This is a genomic window from Streptacidiphilus sp. MAP12-16 (assembly GCF_041262165.1).
Classification (GTDB): domain Bacteria; phylum Actinomycetota; class Actinomycetes; order Streptomycetales; family Streptomycetaceae; genus Streptacidiphilus.
In genome coordinates this window covers 1-19,309 of record NZ_JBGCBY010000014.1, presented here as the reverse complement: position 1 = coordinate 19,309, position 19,309 = coordinate 1, and the positions used below count along the sequence as shown (strand labels likewise).

The following is a 19,309-nucleotide window of genomic DNA, read 5'->3' as shown; positions in this document are numbered from 1 at the left end:
GTGATCGGTTGTTCTGGAAACCCAGGATTCAGCTGAACCTGGATTGCTTTGTCTGCGAGCGGGTCGGCCGGACCAACGCGCTGGAGCGGGGGGCCGAGCGGGCCATCTGCTGGAGCGGCAGGGACGAGCATCACTTCGCCGCTGCTCGGATCGCTGCGTTCGACGTGACAAGCCAGGAAGACCGTCTGGCGTTGCGGACTGTGGTGGACTTCTGGTGGGCGCCGTTCAAGGATGCCAAGCGGGGCACGGACGCAACGCCGTTGAGCAATTGGGTCCGCCTGCACTACGGCAACTACTGCCCCCACGAGGAGACGTCCAGCGAAGGCTCGATCCAGACGAACGTGCGACGCCCCACGAGTGTGTGCTGCGGAGGCTGCAAGACGGAGATCGCGATCGACGCGGATGTTCCGACGATTCGGCTGCTGGTGTGATTCCAGAGCGGGACAGTGCTTCATGTCCATGACGCTCATTTCGTCCTCCCTGTGCGGGCAGGCATGCCGAGGTCGACCTGGGTCTTGGCAGCGAGACGGGTGAGCTCGATTCCCTCGACTTCACCGAGCCAGCCCTCGGTTTCGGCGCGCTCGCGGCGGCCGAGGAGGTCGGACTCGATCCCGGTCGGCCGGCCGAGCATCTTCGGGGCGACGTAGAGCATGGAGCAGCGGATGCTGGCTTCTCCGCACTTTGCAAATCGGCGTGCCGAGGAGGTCCTGGACCTGCGTAGGCTGTCTTCATGATCGTCCGCTGCATCCAGATCATCAGTCCGGCGACCGGGGCCGTTGTCAGTGATCACCCGGCCATGCGCATCGGTGCGGAGTACCCAGTCCTGGAGGTTCTCGCCGGTAATGATCGCGTGCTGTTCCGGATTCCCGACCAGGCCGGCAGCAGGGAGTACTACGACTCGCCGGGGCTGTGGAACGCGGCCATGTTCGCGGTTGTGAGCGAGCGGCTGCCGACCTGCTGGGTTGCTGAGCTGAAGAACGGCAACCTGTCGTTGGCTCCTCGTGAGTGGCAGCGAGCTGGCTTTTGGGAAGACTATTTCGACCATGTGCCCGCTGCCGTGGCTGAGTACGAACGCTTGAAGGCCGCGATCCTTACTGAGTCCTGATCGGCGGGCCCGGGTCATCGGTCACGCTCCCGAGGGGCGGGCATCCCGAGATCGACGGCCGTGGCGCGGCTGAGTCGGAGGGCTTCCGCACGCTTGCTCTTGAGGAAGCTGAGCGTGAGGTCGACGCCTTCGATCTCGCCGAGCCAGCCCTCGGATTCTGCGCGCTCTCGCCGGGTGAGCAGATCTGTTTCGATCTCGGCCAGCCGGTCGAGCATCTTCGGGTCGACGTGGAGCATGGGGCAGCGGATGCAGGCGTGCTCGTGGCTGCAGGGGGTTGCGTAGGGGCGGCCGCAGTTGCCGAGTTCGAGCTTTCGCTTGTCGAAGTGCTCCTCGAACTCCTGCCACTCGGTGTCGGTGACCGGGCGGTATTCTTCCTGCGGTCGCATCGTGCGCCGGCGGGCCAGGTGGGTCTGGTAGTGGCGGACCACGTCTTCTTCGAACACCGCGACGTAGCCACGCGTGGTCTCCAAATTCAGGTGGCCGAGCAGGGCGGCACCGATGTGGATCGGCAGGCCGTTGTTGACGAGATCGGTGGCGAAGAGCCTGCGGAAGTCGTGCGGGGCGAACTTCAGGTCACCGAACCGCGGGTCCTCGTCGGCCAGGCGACCGCAGACCCGGCGGAGCATCTCGCGGACCGCGCCGGTGGTCATCACTTCGTTGCGCTGTCCGATGCGCCGTTGGAACAAGAACGGCTGGGGCTCGCTGGTGACCCGCTCGTGCTCGTCGTAGCGCGTGGCCAGGGGGACCGAGGATCGCCCGTTGGTCAGCCGTCGGATGATGCAGGCCAGCACGTGGAAGAGCTCGGCGGACACCGGGATGACGCGTTCCCGGTCGGTCTTCGACGGGGCGATGACGAGCAGGGCAACAACCTCGCCGTTGGGACGCTGGTACTGACGGATGCTCAGCTGGGAGAGCTCCAGCAGTTCCTCGATGCGTACTCCGGTGTGTCGCAGGGCCTCGACGATCGCCCACTGCCAGAACGCGGTGTCCTCGGCCAGGGTCACGTTGATGGCCTTGTCTGCTTCTTCGTCTTGGAAGCGGACGTTGGCCACGCCGTGCAGGGAGGCCCGGCGCCGGTCGGCCGCGGTAAACAGCCTTCGGTAGATACGCGAGTCGATGGCGACGACGTCATCCGGTCCGGTGCCGTCGGCCAGCAGCGCGGCCATGGTGCGGTGTTTGTCCTCGACATACCGGACCAGGGCGGGTAGCAGCGGCTGGAGCTGGCGGGTTTGGTCGGCCATCCGTTCGCGTGTGCGCCGTCGGCGTTTGGCTCCGGCCCGGATCTCGCGGTGCGGGATCGGGCAGGGGACCGCCCAGTTGGCCCACCGCTCGGGCTCGTAACCGGCCCATGCCTGGATGTCGTAGTAGAAGGCGCGCACGGTCGTGAACACCGCGTCCTCGGTGCGGCGCGGCTTGCCGTTGTCCAGGGTCCGGATCGCTTCGCGCCAGTGCTGGTAGGTGTCCTCCGACAGTTGCAGGCTGGCTTGGTCGGGGTTGACGGTTTCGACGGTCTTCCAGAAGGTTCGGCCAAGCGCGTAGGACAGGCTGGTCAGTGAGCTGTAGTCGAGGTCGTGGCTGCGGCGTTCCAGGTACTGGATGAGCAGGTCACGGACTGCCGCGTTGTTGATGCCGTGCTGGGCGACGAGCTCCTGGCAGGTCAGCTTCGGGGCTCGTAGTGCGGCCCGCAGCGTGCTCGGTGCCGAGTTCGGGAAGTGGCCGGTCTCGTGCATGACCTGCCAGGCCAGGTGCCCGACGTAGGTGGCGTAGCTGTAGGCCGACAGGGCGGCGTCGCGGGTGGTGCGCGCGTAGTGGAGGAAGGCTTCCGGCGTCAGGTCGGCGAAGGCGATGCCCTGGGTGGTCAGTGCCGTGCAGACGTCGAAGACGGCGCGGCGCTTCCAGTGCCGGGAGGTTCCGGTCGCCTCGACGGCGGTGAAGAATGCCTCCAGGGCGGGGTCCTGCTGGGCGGTGTGGAACGCCTTCGGGTACTCGGTGAACTGGTTGGACCGGAACGCCTCCAGGGTCGGTTGGATGATCCGCAGGCAGAACAGGGCTTCGAGTCCCTGGGTCATCCAGGCCCGGGGCCCGTCACCTTCGGCAAGGTCACGGACAGGGCGTCCTCGTGTGTTCAAGCCGCTGGTCTGCCACCGCTCCTGCCAGGTCGTGCCGGGGAAGCTGGCCAGGTGGTCGAGCAGGGTGCGGAGCCCGCTGTCGCGGCTGCGGGTGCGGCTGGGCGCGTCGGTGGGCCCGAATGCGGACTTCGCGACCGCGCGGATCTGCTCGGCGTCGGCGCAGTCGAGCACTCCGCAGGGGCGCGGCGGGATCTCGGGGGCTGGGGCGGGTGCGGCGTCGATCGCATTGCGGTCGAACTTGGACTTCGGGACCTCGGGTTGCGCTGGCCTGAGCTTGGGCCGTGTCAGTGTCCTAGCCACCGAACACCGCCTGCACGTCGGCGGGGTCGTAGCCGGCCGGGAAGCTCCGTGTCGGGGCGGGGCGGGCGTAGTGCTCGGCGAGCTTGTCGAACAGTTCCTCGGTGCGCGGCTGCAGGTACCTCTCTGTTGTGGACAGCTGACGGTGTCGAAGGACCGTCTGAACCTCCACCAGTGACATCCGCGGGTCGGAGGCCATCCGTGCGGCGGCGGTGTGCCGCAGGTCATGCAGGGTCCAGTTCGTTCCCAGCCGTTCGTCGGCGCGCTGGATGACGCGGCGCATCGCCCAGTAGGTGAGCGGTCGATCCGGGCCGCGCAGCACTCGCCAGACCGGCTCGTCCGGGGCGACGGTGCCGTGCTCGTCGAAGTACCAGCTCAGGTAGCGGAACGCCTGCGGCGAGGCCGGCAGCGGGTCCAGGGTCCGGCTGCCTTTGGAGGTCACCCAGATTCGCTGTCCTGCCCAGTCCACGTGCTTGCCGAGCAGGCCGAGCAGCTCGCTGGCGCGAGCGCCGCTGGAGACATAGCAGGCCAGCAGGGCCCGATCGCGGTGGCAGCCCATCGCAGTGAACAGCTCGTCCCACAGCGGGTCCGGAATCGACCGCGGCACCCGATCCGCTGTCTTCTGCCGCAGCGGGGCCCGGCGGACGAAAGCCTTCGGCTCCAGCGGGCTTCGATGGGCCAGCAACATCCGCCGCTCTGCAGCCTCTGGCACCGGGTTGACGAGCGGGCCACGGCCGAAGTGCAGGTGGAAGGCGTAGAACGCCGACAACGTCGAAAGCGCATGGTTGATCGTCGCCGGGGCGTATCCAGCCCGCGGCGAGGGCTTGCCGGTGCGCAGGTTCACAGACCCTGCCGGCGCCGTATCCGGTCGTGTCCGCCGGCGCTGCGGGTTCGGGGCTGATCGCAGCCAGCCCACCAGCAGCTCGACCTCGGTTCGCGTCGCTTTGTCCCACGCCAGCTCGACCAGAGTCAGTACCCGCCACCAGCGCAGGAGGTCGTAGCCGTAGGAGCGGCACGTCAGCGGGCTCGCGTCACCCAGCGTCAACTCCCGCAGGAAGTCGCTGAAGTACCCGATGGGCTGACCGGTTGCGTCAACCACGACGAACGGCAGCAGGGCATCCTCGGTGGCCCGAACTTCCCCGGCATCGGACAGCTTGGCCCGGCCTTCCAGCAGCGACTTTCGAATGTCCACCAGCACTACCTCCACACGGAGGGCCCACCAGATCGGGGCCTGAGATAGTGCAGTCAACAGGTCGCGGTCCCAGTGGTTGGCGGCCAGGACCGGCACCACGCCGGGCACGGCGGCGGCCCCGGTGCTGGAGCCGCCCGCACCGCAGAAGAAGTCGATCAGGGTCAGTGTCATGGCAGTTGTCTCCTTTCGGGTCAGTTCCGGCGGCGCTTTGCCGCGGTCTGGTCGGGGGTGGTGCGGGTGTCGTTCCAGTCCTCTGCGCAGACCTTGTGGACGGGCTTGCCGCGCTCGGAGCGCAGGTGGGTCGGGGTGTCGCAGAGCACGCAGGGCTTGGGTGTCTCGCTCCAGTGCTTGGAGTCGCGCCAGTCCATGAGGCTCACCGCGGTCACCGGCCGATCAGGGCCAGGACGGGGCGCACGGGGGCGGGGCGGGTGCCGACGCCGTGGCAGTCCGGGCAGGTCACCGGCAGTGTGGGCAGGGTGCCGTCGGTGCGGCGGGGGCCGATGGCCACGGCCACGACGGGGAAGCCGTCGCAGGTCGGGCACACGCGCAGGGCAGGGCGAAGCTGGGGCATCATGAACGGGTCTCCTTCTCGGATTCGGTGTCAGAGCTGGACTGGGCAGGGGCGGGGCCGTCCGGGGCGGTGGATGCTTGGCGGTATCGAGACCGCCCCGGAGGGCCGTCAGCGGTGCGGGCGCTGGTCCGGGGTGTTGAGCAGGGCGCGGAGCACCAGGGCGACCACCGCGATGGACAGGGCGCCGATGGCGAAGGCGAGCAGCAGGCCGACCAGGACCACGCCGACCACCGCCACACCTCCGACCGCGCCCACGCCTGCGGCGACGTAGGGGGCGATCGAGCGCCGGGGCGCGGGAGCGGGCGGGTAGGCGTAGGGCGGTCCGTACGGAGCCGGTGCGTGAGCGGCGTAGTGGTCCAGGGCGGGGCCGGGGGCGGGGGCGTAGTACGGGGTGACGGGCTCGGGGAGTTTGGGACGCAGCAGCATGGCGATTCCTTTCTGAGGGTTGGTCAGTGGCCGGGGTGGTTGACGATGGTGGTTGCGGTGCGGGTGCCGGAGTCGATGAGCGGGGCGAGGAAGGTGTGGGCGAGGTAGAAGCCGAAGAGGATCAGCACCACCCAGGCCCAGGCGGGCAGGCGCATGGAGCGCACGATCAGCCAGGCGAGCAGGGCCAGGACGAAGACCAGGGGCAGGGTCACGGTCATGCGGGGACTCCTTGCAGTTCGGCGGCGATCGCATCCGCTAGGTCGGTGGGGACGCCGAGGCGGGTGCGCAGCAGGTCGGCGGGTATGGGTTGGCCGGTGCGGGTGTGGTGGTCGTCGGCGAGCTTGCGGGCGTAGGCCACCAGCGCGGGCGGGGCAGCAGGACCGGGGACGGGCACCGGCTCGGCTGCGGGTTCGAGGGCGGGGACCGGGTCCGAAGCGGGTTCGGTGCGGTCCAGGTAGACCGGGTCCGGCGTGGGTTCGGGTTCCAGGTCGGGCACGGTCTGGGGTTCGGGTGCGTTCGGGGTGTGGGTGTGGGCGAGGAGGGTTCCGCCCAGGAACGCAGCGGCGGGCCAGCCGGCGACGAGCATCCGCAGCCAATCTGGGGCATGGCCGAGGTCGAGGAATCCGGCGGTGGCCACGTTCGCTCCCAGGGATGCGGTCAGCGAGACCAGGAACCAGGCCCAGGCCAGGCGCACCGCGGTGCCCGAGCGCAATCGGCGCCAGGAGGCGACCAGCAGCAGGTCAACCGAGACCGGGTAGGCCCAGGCCTTCCAGCCGTTCTGTCCGGCAGCCGAGGCGATGTCATGCAGGTGCGCGAAGGACAGCGAGGCAGCGATCAAGGCTTGGATCAGGACCGGGTCCAACCGGGGCAGGTGACGCATCAGCCGACCTCTCATTGACGGGAGTTGGGACCGGTACCGGGCGGGGCGTGGAGCACCTGCCGCCCGATACCGGTGGATCGAGGGTTCAGGTGGGATCAGGTGTGGGAGCTTCGCCGGTTCCCCAGCAGGCCAGGCAGGCGCCTTGCTGGTCACCGACGTTGCGCTGCTGGCGACCCACTCGGATCGGCCGGTCGACCAATCCGGTGCCCTGGCACGATTCGCAAGGAACGGGATCCGGGCCGGGCGTGGGCTTGGTGGTGGCGCGTTTGCGGGCGGTGGCCATCCGGCTCAACCCGCCTTCGCGGAAGCGGTGTGGGCGGCGGCGTAGATTTCCAGGGCGGCCATGTACTCGGTGATCGCGTCGACCAGGGACCGGGCGAAGGTCAGGTGGTCGGACAGTGGGACCTTGTCGAACGCGGAGATCATCAGCGAGTGGCCGGGGCCGTCCAGAGCGAGGATCGGCGGGGTGTCGGTGCCGTAGGTGTGGCAGGTCACGCGGGACTCGGCGTCGGCGTGGAAGCTCATGGAGGCGGACATCAGGTGGTCCTCTCGGGGCGGGTTCAGGCATGGCGGGGGTAGGGACATGGCGCGAAAGGGGCGCCGACCAGGGGCGGGCGAGGGGTGGCTAGTCGGTCGCCGGGAGCGGCTTGACCAGCACGGAGGCGTCTACCGGCGCCGGTTCGGGGACCAGGGGCCGGAACGGAGCCAGAGCGGGCAGGTCCGGGACCATGTGCGCGAACCGGGCGCAGTACGCCGACGCCTCGGTCAGGGAGCGGTACGGGGTGCGGATGCGGGACCAGCGGCCGGCCGCGTCCCCGGCAATCGCGGTGCCCGGCTGGTCGGCGGAGATCAGCGTCGAGGCGTGCATGCCCTCTTCGGTGATGTCACCCAAGCCCATGCGGGCGGTCTCCAGGTCATTCACGCGGTGCACGATCCGGTGCGAGAGCTGGGCGCGGAGCATGGTGGCGCCCTTGCCCAGTTCCGAGCCGAAGCGCTGGCCCATGACCTCCAGGTACATCCCCGCGGCGCGGGAGAGTTGGGCGTGGCGCACCATGAGGGTGACCAGCTCGTTGCGGCGCTTCTCCTCAGCGGAGCTGGCGAACAGGAACAGTTCCGCGATCTCGTCGATCACCGTCACGATCGGTGCGGGGCGCAGGTGCGCGGGCAGCGACCAGATGTCGGTGGCGATCTCCTCGTCCGGCACGCGGGAGGGGATGCCCCACTGGGAGCGGATCAGGTCGAACCGGGTCTCCATCTCCGCGATCAGGACACGGAGCAGGTCCAGGGACGAATCCGGGTCCACCGCCAGGGCGGAGAGCCGGGCGGAGAAGGGGGTGTGTTCCACGCCGCGTTTGCAGTCGATGCCGACGATGGCCACCGGTTGCGGTGCGAGACCGGTGAACAGGTTGCGGCCGAACATCGACTTGCCCGAGAGCAGGGCGCCCAGGGTCAGGCCGTTGGGCATGGTGCGGTAGTCGCGGACGAACACCGTCCCGTTCTCCCGCAGGGCCACCGGTATCCGCAGGAGCTGGGTCTGCTTGGCCACGGTGCGGGAGGGCAGGACGACGCGGCGCAGGACGTCGAAGCCCAGGATGTGCAGGTCAACGGTGCCGGGGCGAACCTCGGAGACGTAGACCGCCTGGACCTTCCAGGCGTGCCGCAGGGCATCGGCCGCGCGCTGCACGTCCTCGGTGCACTGGCCGCGCGCCAGCCGCAGCCGGATCCGCAGACCGATTGTCGAGGGACGGATCCCCCTGAACCTGGGCGGAACCGCATGGGGAACCTCCCCCTCACCGCGACGGGCAGTCAAGACCTGCCACATGGACGGTTCAACTGTCAGGCCGCACGCCTCCATGGTGTCGGCCCAGTGGTGGACGATCCGCGCCATCGCGGCCGGCAGACCGACGGTGGACCAGTAGGTGCGCGGGGTGCGCTGGCGGGCGTACATCGCACCGCCCGTGACCGCGGCTAACGGTGCTCCTGTCTCCAGGAGCGTCACCAGCTCCGACACGGCGCTCAGCCCTTCCCGTTGGGCGCGAGCGAGGTGATCGCCACCGCGCGGAACGCAATGCCGTGCCGCTTCTCGCCGTTGGACACGTTCTCCCAGTCCCGGGCCCGCAGCCCGGTCACCGCGACCGGCATGCCGAGACCCAGGTCGGCCGGGATGCCCGACTCGGGGATCGCCACCGTGAGCAGGTCGGCGGTGCCCTCGTCGGTGACTGTGAGCCCCACGTTGTACAGCGGCAGCTCGGTCGCGATGTCGATGGCCATCTCACCGGTCTTCTTGTTCTTCATCTTCGGCGTGGGCGGAACCGCCACGAACACGAAGGCGGACGAAAGATCAATCTTGAAGGAAGGCATCTGCCTACTCCTCTAGAAGAGACGATCTCCTGCACTCATGTACAGGAGTGATGACTAGAGAGTGCCCCACTCCTGTACATAAGTAAACCCGCCACGGAAAGAATCTTGTGGCGGGCCAGGCGATCTGACTGTCGATCAATCTCCGGCTGGGAACCGGTAGTCGAGAACGAACTGGTCAGCAGACATGAGCGTGTCGCAGACCTCCACCACGCGACCGGAAACGGTCCGAGCATCCCGAACGAGGTGGATCACCGGCGCGCCAGGACTCAATGCCAGCGAGACCGACTCCGCCTTGGTAGCCAGACGTGCCCGCACGGTCTCGGTGAAGTCGGAGAGGGTGTACCCATGCTCCTCGAGTCGGGCGTAGATCCCGCCTCCGCCGGGGTTCTCCTCGAACATCTCTGGGATGTCCTTGACTACGTCCCAAGGCAGGTAGGAAGTGGCTTCTTCGGTCGGCGTACCGTCCAGGAAGTAGCGCCGACGGCGAGCCAGCACCTTCGTGCCGACCGGGACGTCGAGTCGTTCAGCGATCTCTTTGGGGGCTGGTGTCGCGCCGACGAGGAGCACGACGACGGACGGCTCGCCGCCGGACTGCTCTACCTCTGCCAAGTACGCTGCCTTGCCTGCCAGTCGATGCGAGCGCCGGAAGCGATCCGAGGATTTGCGTTGCACCGGCGGCCGGCGGCGGACGTACGAGCCCTTGCCATGGTGGGTTTCAATCAACTGCATGACCCGCAGTTCTGCCACGGCCTTGCGGACGGTTCCCGATGCGGCGCCATAGAGCTCCATCAGATCTGCCTCGCTTGGTACGGCGTCCCCGGGGGCCAATGTCCCCAATCGGATCTTCGCCGCCAAGTCGTCTGCGATCTGTAGATACTTCGGTGCTGCCGCCGAGGATGACGCGTCAGTGCTCCCCATAGTCCTTCCCTGTCCCGTACTCTCCTGTACATGAGTACCACGCCGCAGCACTCCGTGTCCGTGGCCGGAGTGGTAGTCCGCGATGACGGGCGCATTCTGGCGATCCAACGCGCCGACAACGGCACCTGGGAGCCCCCGGGCGGAGTGCTGGAACTGACCGAAGCCCTGGAAGACGGGGTACGACGCGAGGTCTACGAGGAGACGGGGATCAAAGTCTCCGTGGACCGGCTGACCGGCGTGTACAAGAACATCAGCAGGGGCATCGTCGCTCTCGTCTTTCGATGCAGTCCCGACGGCGGTCACGAACAAGTCTCCGAGGAGTCAACGGCAGTCGACTGGCTGACACCGAGCCAGGTCACCGCCAACATGGCGGAGGTCTACGCCGTCCGGATCCAAGACGCGCTGCGAGGTGACCTTGTGCCCGCGATCCGCACCCATGATGGTCGAGTGATCCTTGAGTCGGACCGACCGGCAGGCTAGCCAGCCCTGCGAGGAGCCGACTGCCAGACGCTTCGTCGCCGGGCGACTTCGTAGACGGACTTGAACCGGCTCGCCGATAGATGTCCCGCCTGCGCGATCAGGTGCTTGTCGATCTCCGTTCCGTTAACCACCAGGGAACGAGGGCGTGCACCGCTCGTGGCGAATGCAATGTCCCGAGCTCCCACGATGGCAATCACTGGGTGCACAGGGACATCCCAGCCGCACCAATGGCGTAGGACGCGCGCCACTCGGTCTGCCTCAGCGATGCTGTTTCGTAGATGATCGGTGCTGCTGTTGTTCACCCGGAGCATCTTCTCCCCGACCCAAACGCGCGCTCCGGCATGGTGCTTAGTGTTGATCGCGAAGACTCCGGGCGGACCGATCACGAGATGGTCCGTGTCCGCGCCACTGGGCCAGGGGATGCTGTGCAGGATGAACCATCCTTGACCAGCAAGCGGTCTGAGTGACGCGCCTACGACACGCTCGCCAACTAGGCCAGTCCGCCAGTCGCCTGCTCCAAGATCGGCACGAATCAGATGGGCGAGCACCCGGACAACAGGACTGCGCTTCCCTTCAATTCTGTCGACTTGCTCGCGCACGGACTGGCCAGGTTGATTGGTCGAAAGATCGTCAGCTCGAGTGAAGGGAGGGAGCGCCGGAATCCACGCAGCGGCTCGGTTGGGAAGCGGGGGAGGAGCGGGCGCAACCGGATGCCGCGTGATCGAGCACTGTTGTCATGCAGCCACTGTGTGATGAGAGCCCGGGATGCTGATTCAAGCTTCGCGTTCTTGATGCAGGTCTCGCCGGTTCTCAGGTCGTACCAGGCCACTTCTTGACCCTTGCTGCGGCGACCGGACAGATCAACATAGAGCCGATCCTGCCCGCCATAACGCCAACGATGGATCTCTAGGCCGTCCACGCACCACCCCCGAAGCGAGCGCATCAGTCTCTACTCAACATCAACATGGCCAGGACTGAGGAGGCAAGACGTCAACCGGCCATGGACAGCCCCGCGCCCCACGCTGGGCGATCCAAAAACTCATGCCTGCGTGGTGATGACTTTCCCTACTGGATCAAGACGCTCGCTCCGCTCGCTTCGCAGCCCGGTCCGCACCGCCGGATAGGTGAAGGTCCGGGCAGGGACAGAGGAAGCCGACAGAAGGCACATCGAGCGGACGAGGCCGCGACGATTCCCGGATCTCTCATGGGCTGAATCAGTCTTCAACGTGGAGTCGAAAGGTGCCGCGCACAGCGCGGCGGCGCCGGCCGGACGCCGGCGCTCGCCCCACCCCCCATGTCTTCGCCGGGAGCGGGGCGGCGCCCGCGCCCGTCCGCGCCCACAAGGGGCGGAAAACACAGACCGGGGCAACGGGTGAACACCCCAACGGCACCACCCACCTCCGCTAGGACGGGTCGAAGAAGCAGGACATCAGGACGGTAGAGACGAAGAGGACCCCGGTGCCTCCGGCGGGGGCGCTCCGGCTCCGGGATGGCCGCAGTTCGGCGGGCGGGCACCCGTTGTTCGTGGCTGGGCGGGGGCTGCCATCCCGTCTGCCGTCATCCCAGGCAGAGCCGAGCAGCCTTGCCCCCTGGTGTCCAGGTCGTTCGTCCAGTTGGGCGCTCCACCTGGACACCAGGGGGCAAGGCTGCTCCACCGAGGTGTGGGACGACGGCAGACGGGATGGCAGCAGGGACCGCTGTGGTATCGGAGAGGCGCCAGCCGTGCCCGAGTTGCCAACGTCTCAGCGTCGCGAACACGGTTGCCCTCGATCTTGGCAGACCAAGCCTCCGCGTTCGTCTTCGCAGGCCGACTGTGCTCGGGGCGAACGTACCTGATGGGTTGCGTCCTTGGCGTTGTCTTCAACTACTGGTGCTGATGCGGGACCATGTCAGCGTGGTGCGAGAACACGAGCTCTCGGATGTAGGCGTGGGTCTGTGGCTGTTCTGGCCGTCCAAGCGCATGGACGAGACCTTATGAACGGCCCCGAGGAGGGAATCACATACGACGAGAGGCGAGAGATCGCGCGGAAGCGGTGGGAATTCCTGCGGCAGCTCAACGGCACGGAGGAGAAGGGTGTCGGCGTCGTAGTCCACAGCACGATGTACTTTGACGCCCTGGTCACTCTTCACTTGGGATGCTATCCGCAGGTCAGTCTCCGGATGCGTCGGATCGTCTCCGACGCGGAGCTGGTGTGGGTGATGCATGATCTGGTGAAAGGTGGAGTCGCCGAGGACAGCGACCTGCGGATCGACTCGGCCGGCCGTGCCTTCCACATCACCCGGCGCATGCCCGTGCAGTGGCTTCCGTCCCCCACAAGGCGAATGCACGGGAAGGCGAAGCCAACTCGGGACCGACGTCGCGTGTCGGAGGATGAGGCGTCGGGCTGGGTCCACACGGTAACGCGGCGGCTTGTCGCCCTGATAGGCACTTCGCTGAAGACACACGATCTCGCGGTCCGAAGCGGGCTGGATCGGGGACCACAACTGGATGCGCTCCTCGAGGCCAGGAAGCCGAAGCAGGTGGGTGCCAAGTCCCCGGACCACTGGGTGGGTTACCCGCCGAAGCTGCGCCCCCCGATACCCCTGTCACGAGCTGCGCCGCTCCCTGGCCAACTGGAAATCATGAAGGCCAGAGGGAAGGAGAAGGGGAAGCCGGTCCGGCCCGACGGGCCCCCGCAAGGCGGCATCGCGGTCATTCGACCCATGCCTGCGGAGCCCGTCGCGGTTCCGAGGATGTGTCCGATCTGTGGGAAGCAGGTGCTTTCTCATGGGCTGGTGCGGCACAAGCAGTGCGAAGGTCGTCAGGTGCCGGCCGCAGGCCCCAGCGGGATTACCAGGACTGCGCAGACCGAGTATCAGCGCCTAGTGGCACGGGTAGAGGCAGCCGAGCCGGGGCGTCACGGGGCACGCGCGGTCCGGCTCAATGCAGATCCGGTGCGGTCTCAGGCGGCGCGGAAGGCTGTGCTGCTGCGGGCCGGGGGGCGGTGTGAGAACCCGGCGTGCGCAGGGATGCCGGACGATGTCACCGACAGCGGGGAGGCGATCCTTGAAGTGGATCACGTTATGGAGATCGCTGCGGGTGGCAGGGATCACCCGGTGCAGATGGTGGCTCTTTGCCCGAACTGTCACGCCTTAAAGACCCGAGGCCGGAAGCGGTCCGTCTTGCGTGGGGTGCTGTTGGAGCTGGCTGGCCGTCAGCACGCGCTGTGGCAGAGCTGAAAACGGCTCGCTCCAGGTCATGCACGCCACTGGCGGCCAGATCACTGGGGTGCTGGAGGATCCGAGCTGGATCCAAGACGTCCCCCTTCATAGACGACGCACCAGAGATCCCCGCTTGGGCCGAAGGAGCGCCGTTCACGCTGGAGACACCTTCCTGGCATTGCAGATCACCTACAGCCTGACGGCCCAACTGGCCTCGCGGTTGGTAGTTGAGGTCTGCGGACGCCACGATGTCCGGCATGACGCACACCGACTGGATCAACGCCGTGGTTACGTTCGTTGCAGCCCTCGCGGGTGGCATCGGCGGCAGCTTCATCGTCTGGTGGACCGCCAGGAGCGCCAATGCGAACGCCAGAGAAATCGCGGCTGAAGATCAGAGGGTGCACGCGGTGTCGCTGGACAAGCAGCTTCAGGAACAGAGCAAGCAGGCAAGAGCAGATAGGCGTGCCCAGGCGCTCCTAGCCGCTGATGAGCGAGCGAATCGCCTGGTGCAGGCTGGGCGCGAGCGGGAGCTCGATCGGGAGGAGCAGAGGGACGCAATCGCCCGGCGGGCTGCGGCGGACCTTCTCGGACGGATCGGCGACCTGGATTCAGTACTCTCAGAGCTGCCTGCTCTCCGGGCTGGCAGCACCTTTGAGGGAAGCCTCAACTACACATCCTCCGTCGCAGCGCAGGTCGTTCGCGGTCCCTTCCTCAGCTTCAAGCGCGGCCTGCGCACTGAACTGCTGCTTATCAACAACCCCGAGCTCGTGAGCCGTTATCGGACGTTGGCCCGCCTCGCGGATGAGCTGGCTACCTCGGACCTGGGCAACGACATCGTGACCAACCGGGCCATCGTCGACGTCACCAACTACTGCAAGTTCGTCCTCATCAGCCTCCGGCAGTTCATCGACGGAGAGGAACTGGTGGGTCAGACCGCAGCCCCGGTTCTTCGGCGCAATCTGAACGATGGGGCCAACTGGCAACCGATCGAGATCCCCACCGATTGGGACCAGATCTAGGCAGGTAGAGGGGCTGTAGCCGTGGCGCCCGGACGCCGAGGAGCCAAGTCGAGGCACATTCGTTGCCGTGATCAAGTACCGCCACAACTGCCCGTACCCGCTGTGGTTCTGCTGACCGATTGGAGTTGGCAGGCATGGCCCAACTACCCGCTGATAACCAGACACCTGATGTTGGCCCAGCAACTGGCTATAACAATGGGCATCCGGAGGATCTGCGTGCTGCGATGACGGCGATTGAGAAAAAGGACCCCGTGATCAGACCGAATCTACCCAGATAGGTTCCCGCGTGCCTCTCTTCCGGGCTGCTCGGTCTGCCAGGTCTGCCCAGTGACTCACCACGATAGTCGAAAGCAAGCCAACTTGCAGCGTCACTAGCCGAGTTACCCGGAGGTTCCCGTGGCTACCCTGCTGCGCAACTGGATCACATTATCCCCCGACTTCGATGTCGAGCGAACGGGCGCATGGGGCAATTCATCGACAGTCGCATGCTGCTCAAGAATCTGAAAAGCCAACTCTTCTGACCAGTCGGCGTCTTTTGCTAGGGCGGAAATGTTCAGACCACTCCCATAGCGGATCTCCATGAGCTTCCGAAGCGCTCGCGGTTTCTCGTGGGGGACATGGCCAGGCTCTTGCTTGTTCCATCCCCGCGCACTTATCTGCTTGTATAGGCTGATGGCTCGCTCTTGGTCGATCACTCCAACTTCCCTGGCTGCTCGCACAAGGCTCTTAATAGAAACTCCCCATTGCGTCTTAAGCATCGCAAGGGTACTTAGCGTTGGATGGGACGGGAAAACTTGTTTCATTGCATCGCGAGGAGTCAGAAGCTCGGCCGCAAACTGGTCAGCTTCGATCTCAACCGCGTTGCCTGTCTGGCCAGGACGGTGAAGAATCAAATGGCCGAGTTCATGGGCAATGGTGAAACGAACCCGATCGCCCGGCACATCAGAGAGCATAGCCACCACTGGCTCGTCACCACGCCATGCCGAAAACCCATCCAGGGTCTCGTTTTCGAATGGGATCCCGAGAACGGTTACTCCTGCGCGCTCTATGGCTAGCACCAAATATGGAAGTGGTTCATGGGGAGTAAAACCGAAGATCTCCCTGGCTGCCGCTGCTGCCTCGGCGGGGGAGGAGCCATGCATTTGATTGATTGATGGCGGAATAACGCGAGCCCCGGCGCGCAGCTCTGAATACTCCTCATAAACCAATCGCGCCCACTGCATGGCTGCCGATTTGCTCCGCTGAGTAAGCCGGCTTCGAGCTCTCAATTGCGGCGAAAGGGCAGTGAGACTGGCGGATGGTTCGCGGTGAAAGAATTCGACGGAAACGCCAAAGGTCGCTGCGAGAAGAGCTTCCGCTTCCTCGCTTGGCTGCGCAAGCTCTTTCTCGATACGCGATAGCTGGTACTGCGTCAGGCCAGGGACGGCACGGGCGAGCTCAGACTGCGTCATCTGGTGCATCTCCCGCACCTGCTTGACGCGCTCGCCGTAGATCATGTGCCCGAGTCTCCTAGCTGACGGTAGTCCTGGTCCGGCTCAAGTTCATCGAGGTCGGCAGCACGAAGGGTAGCCATGCCTTGGTTCAGCTTGCCAACCCAGTCCACGCTGAGGCTGTTCTTGCGGTGGTTGCCTCCGGTGGGGCGGACGAGTGTCATGGGGTCAACGAGCACACCGTTCTTGTCCTCCCAGAGCAGCAGGATGTTGTCAGTCTCAAGCCCGGGGAGTGCCGATGACGGTTGCTGGCTCCAAAAGCCCTGTCGAGCCTTCGAACGACCGGGGATTGGGATGGTCACGCCCTGACTGCGTACGTCCCTGCTCGGACGGAGGATGCGCACGGCCATGCCGCGGTAGAAAAGAAGCAGGCCAGACATGGCGTACATCGGTCGACCCCTCTCGTTCTCCGCCTGCAAGCCTTGGCTTCGGAGGAGGTCGATCGCGATTCGTCGCGCAGTGTGCGCATAGTGCCACGGATCGTCACTCCGTTTGAGCTTCCGAGCCACGTGGTGCTCGTTTGCGCCTTCAAGTCCGGCTTCCAGGGCGGTGAACACGGGCTTGATGACGGGCTGGAGCTGACGCACCGTCTCTGCATACGTTGCCATGTGCATAAGATGCCACGCGAGTTCACACCCTGTCGAGCGCACGAGGGGAGATTGCCCACCCGCGCTTTGCGAGGGAATCGCAATCGAATCGATGTTCGACTCTAGCGCAGGAGCGTGCCCCTCGTGCTCTCAATCGAGGCGCGGGTCGGGACGGGAAGCCGAGCTCTGCCGGTCTCCGACGAGTAGAGGAGTGTGCGCCAGTTGCGCGCCAGATTGGCCGGTGCGCCTCGGTCGCTCAGGGATGCTGACGGGGGGATCAGCCGGTATCCGGCATGACCGGGAGCGTCCCAGGTCAAGCCGCGTGATCACTGGCATTCTTGTAAAGCGGTGATCTGAGGGCAGCGTTGCGTGGCGCTCTGCTGTAGTGTCCGGGCACCAGAACGAGGGGGACTTCCGATGTGGGAGCAGTCGGTCAGACGCTACGCGTGGGCAGACCTGGGCGAGGCTGACGAGCTGCAAGCTCTCACCGTTTCGGTCGTTGGCGGCCGTACGGAAGACGATGTGATCAGGGCCTTTGGCGGAGACCCCGTAGCTGCCCTTCGCATGACCACTGCCGAGGCGCTCGAAGTGGCGTGCCAGCACTATCCGTCGGACTACGCCCTGCTTCAGACCATGCACACGGGCGACCGCATCGTCGCTCTGGAGAGCGGTTCCCGCGGGAGAGTCGCGGAGGTGGCTCGTCGCGCATCTTCGTTCAGCGGCGAGTTCTTCAGCATCCACTGGGATGTGGAGGGATACCTCCAGGTCATGCACGCCGCCGGCGGCCAGATCACTGGCGTGCTGGAGGACCCGAGCTGGATCGAAGACGCCTCCTTCATGGACGACGCACCGGAGATCCCCGTTTGGGCCGAAGGAGCCCCGTTCACGCTGGAGACAGCGCATTCAGTATCGTTCGCGCTGATGGAGAGGCTCACGGGCGTGGCCTTCGACCCCGCGTGGTTCAACATCCCTCTCCGCACCGTGCACCTGGCGCCGTCGGAGTCTCTTTTTCCTGATCTTGACGCGGCCTTCCGCTACTGATGCCCACGTCACTCGTCGGCCCCTAGTGCTGTGACCGGGAAGGTTCACCGGATTTGACGCTGGTGTGCCTCGGACGGGCTGGATACCGCCAGACATTCAAGGCGGAGGTGCGAAGCACGGTGGCAGTGCCGGTCAGGGTCCGAAGGCTCGCGAATCAAGAAGGCTAGCAGTTACAGTGCGCCGGGGCAGCACGAAATCCTGCTTGCGTCGGCCGACGGGCAGGGATGCGCCTTGCACTAAAGGTCCTGTTTTCTGAGACAGAATTGGCGCCGGCAGGCGCCTCACGCGACCTTACATTATTCTCTTACGTCCTGGCTTATCAAGAAATAGCAGCCCTTGGGCCGAAGTAATGGCATGATTGAAAGCCCCATCCTGCCTTACCTTGGCAGCCTCAGTTCGCATAGCAGCAACGGCCACACCATCCCATATGTACTCGATCGGCAAGTTAAAGTCATACGACAGAGACTTAATTGCGAAATCGGTAATAACCCAGTCGCCTTCGACTGTTCCTCTCACGCGCTCCAGCGGTGTGGAGACCTGATTTCCGCGAATGCCAAAAGCAATCCGCATGGTCTGCATCAAGCTATGCCAGACTTCGTCCGCGATCAGGCGATTCCCGGCGTCTGGGAAGCCTTTCAGGCGCAGGTTATCCTTTATGATTGCCATTGCATTTGAAAAATTTACTCCGCGCCGCCTGAAAAATCGCCGTCCCGAGCGCCAATCAAGGCTTGATGGCGCAGGCATGGGAATTCCAAACGTGGCACGTAGCCCGTCACTGGACCTAGCTTCGAGGCTTATTCTAACTACAGATCCGTTCTTGCTTTCAAACTGGAGGCCCAGGTCATGATCCAGGTCTACGCTGATCCCACGGCGGGACACGTAGCCTTTGCGTTGCGCTTCATCTAGTAGAGAAGCCAGTGCATCCGCTTTGGGATTCTGTTCTAGACGATCGAATCGCGCCCTCTCGTGAGCATGCCACTGACCAATTATCTTTCCGGTTTGCTTGTTGAGCCGACGCGGTGGCGCAGGCAATCCCGCCGCCGCATATTTCAAATCTTCCAGCACTTCCTCAATGCGGCGTGAATCAGCTTCAACATCGGCGATTCGCCTCTCAAGATACTTCGCCACCAACGACACGCCAACAATGACCAGGATGCCCGTGCCAAGATTTATCAAGACCGTTGCCCTAAACAGGTGGTGCTGCCATAGGCGTCCACTCAAGACAACTAGACCCGCTCCAACAATCGTGAGAGCTGTTAGAACTACCCACCTGACGCTCATGTCGACTCCCCACCGCTGGGTTGTGAAAGCATCAATCCGGCCTCAGCAGGATATGCCTGGTCTACACGGTGTCGTCGTCCGCCTGGGCCAGACGGGCGATCGCCGGCACCCACGGTCAGTCTCCGAAGGTTGACCGGCTCCGCCGCCACGCCTCCCCGCGCCGAATCGGATCTCCCCACGCCCAACCGGTTCAGGTGGCACCACCGCCAAACCGGCGAACGTTGCCGGTCACAGCACTAGCTACTTGCCCCTGAAGAAGTCCGGGGCTTTGGTGGGAGTGACCTGGTCGGAGGGCTGGTGTGGGCTTCTGGTTGCCGCCACAGTGTGAAGT

Annotated in this window: 22 protein-coding genes; 6 read left to right on the top strand and 16 right to left on the bottom strand. The window is 65.4% G+C overall.

The window, feature by feature from the left end:
- The first annotated feature begins 8 nt into the window (after positions 1–8).
- Positions 9–431: a hypothetical protein gene (locus ABIA33_RS19820; RefSeq protein WP_370083517.1), complete on the top strand. Its 423-nt coding sequence runs from the start codon at positions 9–11 to the stop codon at positions 429–431.
- Positions 432–466: 35 nt separating this feature from the next.
- On the opposite strand, the gene ABIA33_RS19815 is transcribed toward ABIA33_RS19820, so the two are convergent.
- On the bottom strand, positions 467–652 hold the full coding sequence (locus tag ABIA33_RS19815; RefSeq protein WP_370083515.1) for a recombinase: 186 nt from the start codon (positions 650–652) through the stop codon (positions 467–469).
- 78 nt (positions 653–730) lie between these two features.
- On the opposite strand from ABIA33_RS19815, the gene ABIA33_RS19810 reads away from it, so the two are divergent.
- Positions 731–1,105: a hypothetical protein gene (locus ABIA33_RS19810; RefSeq protein ID WP_370083513.1), complete on the top strand. Its 375-nt coding sequence runs from the start codon at positions 731–733 to the stop codon at positions 1,103–1,105.
- A 14-nt stretch (positions 1,106–1,119) separates the two neighbouring features.
- Here the strand turns inward: ABIA33_RS19810 and ABIA33_RS19805 are convergent, their stop codons facing one another.
- The 11 genes from ABIA33_RS19805 to ABIA33_RS19755 form a co-directional block, all read right to left on the bottom strand.
- Positions 1,120–3,534: a tyrosine-type recombinase/integrase gene (locus ABIA33_RS19805; protein WP_370083511.1), complete on the bottom strand. Its 2,415-nt coding sequence runs from the start codon at positions 3,532–3,534 to the stop codon at positions 1,120–1,122.
- Complete coding sequence (locus ABIA33_RS19800; RefSeq protein ID WP_370083509.1) at positions 3,527–4,894, bottom strand: tyrosine-type recombinase/integrase; 1,368 nt, start codon at positions 4,892–4,894, stop codon at positions 3,527–3,529. Before ABIA33_RS19800 ends, ABIA33_RS19805 begins: the two co-directional genes overlap by 8 nt.
- Positions 4,895–4,914: 20 nt before the next feature.
- The gene (locus tag ABIA33_RS19795) at positions 4,915–5,109 is read right to left on the bottom strand and encodes a hypothetical protein (RefSeq protein WP_370083507.1); all 195 of its coding nucleotides are present in this window, start codon (positions 5,107–5,109) and stop codon (positions 4,915–4,917) included.
- Positions 5,106–5,297: a hypothetical protein gene (locus tag ABIA33_RS19790; RefSeq protein WP_370083505.1), complete on the bottom strand. Its 192-nt coding sequence runs from the start codon at positions 5,295–5,297 to the stop codon at positions 5,106–5,108. The genes ABIA33_RS19795 and ABIA33_RS19790 overlap by 4 nt, the downstream gene beginning before the upstream one ends.
- Before the next feature lie 105 nt (positions 5,298–5,402).
- Positions 5,403–5,720 carry a SpdD protein gene (locus ABIA33_RS19785; protein WP_370083503.1) on the bottom strand — a complete coding sequence of 106 codons (318 nt, stop codon included), beginning with the start codon at positions 5,718–5,720 and terminating at the stop codon, positions 5,403–5,405.
- A gap of 23 nt (positions 5,721–5,743) precedes the next feature.
- Entirely contained in the window at positions 5,744–5,938 is a 195-nt protein-coding gene (locus ABIA33_RS19780; protein ID WP_370083501.1) for a hypothetical protein, read from the bottom strand.
- A complete protein-coding gene (locus tag ABIA33_RS19775; RefSeq protein WP_370083499.1) occupies positions 5,935–6,600 on the bottom strand; it encodes a DUF2637 domain-containing protein in 666 nt (221 codons plus the stop codon). Before ABIA33_RS19775 ends, ABIA33_RS19780 begins: the two co-directional genes overlap by 4 nt.
- Positions 6,601–6,888: 288 nt before the next feature.
- A complete protein-coding gene (locus tag ABIA33_RS19770) occupies positions 6,889–7,137 on the bottom strand; it encodes a hypothetical protein (RefSeq protein WP_370083497.1) in 249 nt (82 codons plus the stop codon).
- An 88-nt stretch (positions 7,138–7,225) separates the two neighbouring features.
- The gene (locus ABIA33_RS19765) at positions 7,226–8,611 is read right to left on the bottom strand and encodes an FtsK/SpoIIIE domain-containing protein (protein ID WP_370083495.1); all 1,386 of its coding nucleotides are present in this window, start codon (positions 8,609–8,611) and stop codon (positions 7,226–7,228) included.
- Positions 8,612–8,616: 5 nt separating this feature from the next.
- On the bottom strand, positions 8,617–8,961 hold the full coding sequence (locus ABIA33_RS19760) for a hypothetical protein (protein WP_370083493.1): 345 nt from the start codon (positions 8,959–8,961) through the stop codon (positions 8,617–8,619).
- 135 nt (positions 8,962–9,096) lie between these two features.
- Positions 9,097–9,879, bottom strand: a complete 783-nt coding sequence (locus ABIA33_RS19755) for a GntR family transcriptional regulator (protein WP_370083491.1) — start codon at positions 9,877–9,879, stop codon at positions 9,097–9,099.
- A 30-nt stretch (positions 9,880–9,909) separates the two neighbouring features.
- Here ABIA33_RS19755 and ABIA33_RS19750 point away from each other — a divergent pair, with 30 nt between their 5' ends.
- On the top strand, positions 9,910–10,359 hold the full coding sequence (locus tag ABIA33_RS19750) for an NUDIX hydrolase (protein WP_370083489.1): 450 nt from the start codon (positions 9,910–9,912) through the stop codon (positions 10,357–10,359).
- Here ABIA33_RS19750 and ABIA33_RS19745 read toward each other — a convergent pair.
- Positions 10,356–10,907 (bottom strand): nuclease-related domain-containing protein, encoded by a 552-nt coding sequence (locus tag ABIA33_RS19745; protein WP_370083804.1) that lies wholly within the window; start codon positions 10,905–10,907, stop codon positions 10,356–10,358. The genes ABIA33_RS19750 and ABIA33_RS19745 overlap by 4 nt on opposite strands.
- Positions 10,908–12,333: 1,426 nt before the next feature.
- On the opposite strand from ABIA33_RS19745, the gene ABIA33_RS19740 reads away from it, so the two are divergent.
- Both ABIA33_RS19740 and ABIA33_RS19735 read left to right on the top strand, forming a co-directional pair.
- A complete protein-coding gene (locus tag ABIA33_RS19740; RefSeq protein WP_370083487.1) occupies positions 12,334–13,578 on the top strand; it encodes an HNH endonuclease in 1,245 nt (414 codons plus the stop codon).
- 239 nt (positions 13,579–13,817) lie between these two features.
- Positions 13,818–14,579: a hypothetical protein gene (locus tag ABIA33_RS19735; RefSeq protein WP_370083484.1), complete on the top strand. Its 762-nt coding sequence runs from the start codon at positions 13,818–13,820 to the stop codon at positions 14,577–14,579.
- A gap of 380 nt (positions 14,580–14,959) precedes the next feature.
- Here the strand turns inward: ABIA33_RS19735 and ABIA33_RS19730 are convergent, their stop codons facing one another.
- The gene (locus ABIA33_RS19730; RefSeq protein ID WP_370083482.1) at positions 14,960–16,075 is read right to left on the bottom strand and encodes a helix-turn-helix domain-containing protein; all 1,116 of its coding nucleotides are present in this window, start codon (positions 16,073–16,075) and stop codon (positions 14,960–14,962) included.
- Complete coding sequence (locus tag ABIA33_RS19725; protein ID WP_370083480.1) at positions 16,072–16,677, bottom strand: hypothetical protein; 606 nt, start codon at positions 16,675–16,677, stop codon at positions 16,072–16,074. Before ABIA33_RS19725 ends, ABIA33_RS19730 begins: the two co-directional genes overlap by 4 nt.
- Before the next feature lie 396 nt (positions 16,678–17,073).
- Between ABIA33_RS19725 and ABIA33_RS19720 the strand changes: the two genes are divergently transcribed.
- Positions 17,074–17,697: a hypothetical protein gene (locus ABIA33_RS19720; protein WP_370083478.1), complete on the top strand. Its 624-nt coding sequence runs from the start codon at positions 17,074–17,076 to the stop codon at positions 17,695–17,697.
- Positions 17,698–17,988: 291 nt separating this feature from the next.
- Here ABIA33_RS19720 and ABIA33_RS19715 read toward each other — a convergent pair whose 3' ends face one another.
- Positions 17,989–18,978: a hypothetical protein gene (locus tag ABIA33_RS19715; RefSeq protein WP_370083476.1), complete on the bottom strand. Its 990-nt coding sequence runs from the start codon at positions 18,976–18,978 to the stop codon at positions 17,989–17,991.
- Positions 18,979–19,309 lie beyond the last annotated feature (331 nt).

Bases quoted from the DNA above. Each gene is read 5' to 3' on its own strand.
- ABIA33_RS19755 (WP_370083491.1), bottom strand. From the start codon at position 9,879: ATGGGGAGCACTGACGCGTCATCCTCGGCGGCAGCACCGAAGTATCTA.
- ABIA33_RS19750 (WP_370083489.1), top strand. From the start codon at position 9,910: ATGAGTACCACGCCGCAGCACTCCGTGTCCGTGGCCGGAGTGGTAGTC.
- ABIA33_RS19715 (WP_370083476.1), bottom strand. From the start codon at position 18,978: ATGAGCGTCAGGTGGGTAGTTCTAACAGCTCTCACGATTGTTGGAGCG.
- ABIA33_RS19730 (WP_370083482.1), bottom strand. From the start codon at position 16,075: ATGATCTACGGCGAGCGCGTCAAGCAGGTGCGGGAGATGCACCAGATG.
- ABIA33_RS19785 (WP_370083503.1), bottom strand. From the start codon at position 5,720: ATGCTGCTGCGTCCCAAACTCCCCGAGCCCGTCACCCCGTACTACGCC.
- ABIA33_RS19735 (WP_370083484.1), top strand. From the start codon at position 13,818: ATGACGCACACCGACTGGATCAACGCCGTGGTTACGTTCGTTGCAGCC.
- ABIA33_RS19800 (WP_370083509.1), bottom strand. From the start codon at position 4,894: ATGACACTGACCCTGATCGACTTCTTCTGCGGTGCGGGCGGCTCCAGC.
- ABIA33_RS19770 (WP_370083497.1), bottom strand. From the start codon at position 7,137: ATGTCCGCCTCCATGAGCTTCCACGCCGACGCCGAGTCCCGCGTGACC.
- ABIA33_RS19760 (WP_370083493.1), bottom strand. From the start codon at position 8,961: ATGCCTTCCTTCAAGATTGATCTTTCGTCCGCCTTCGTGTTCGTGGCG.
- ABIA33_RS19725 (WP_370083480.1), bottom strand. From the start codon at position 16,677: ATGGCAACGTATGCAGAGACGGTGCGTCAGCTCCAGCCCGTCATCAAG.
- ABIA33_RS19720 (WP_370083478.1), top strand. From the start codon at position 17,074: ATGTGGGAGCAGTCGGTCAGACGCTACGCGTGGGCAGACCTGGGCGAG.
- ABIA33_RS19780 (WP_370083501.1), bottom strand. From the start codon at position 5,938: ATGACCGTGACCCTGCCCCTGGTCTTCGTCCTGGCCCTGCTCGCCTGG.
- ABIA33_RS19815 (WP_370083515.1), bottom strand. From the start codon at position 652: ATGCTCTACGTCGCCCCGAAGATGCTCGGCCGGCCGACCGGGATCGAG.
- ABIA33_RS19740 (WP_370083487.1), top strand. From the start codon at position 12,334: ATGAACGGCCCCGAGGAGGGAATCACATACGACGAGAGGCGAGAGATC.
- ABIA33_RS19810 (WP_370083513.1), top strand. From the start codon at position 731: ATGATCGTCCGCTGCATCCAGATCATCAGTCCGGCGACCGGGGCCGTT.
- ABIA33_RS19775 (WP_370083499.1), bottom strand. From the start codon at position 6,600: ATGCGTCACCTGCCCCGGTTGGACCCGGTCCTGATCCAAGCCTTGATC.
- ABIA33_RS19790 (WP_370083505.1), bottom strand. From the start codon at position 5,297: ATGATGCCCCAGCTTCGCCCTGCCCTGCGCGTGTGCCCGACCTGCGAC.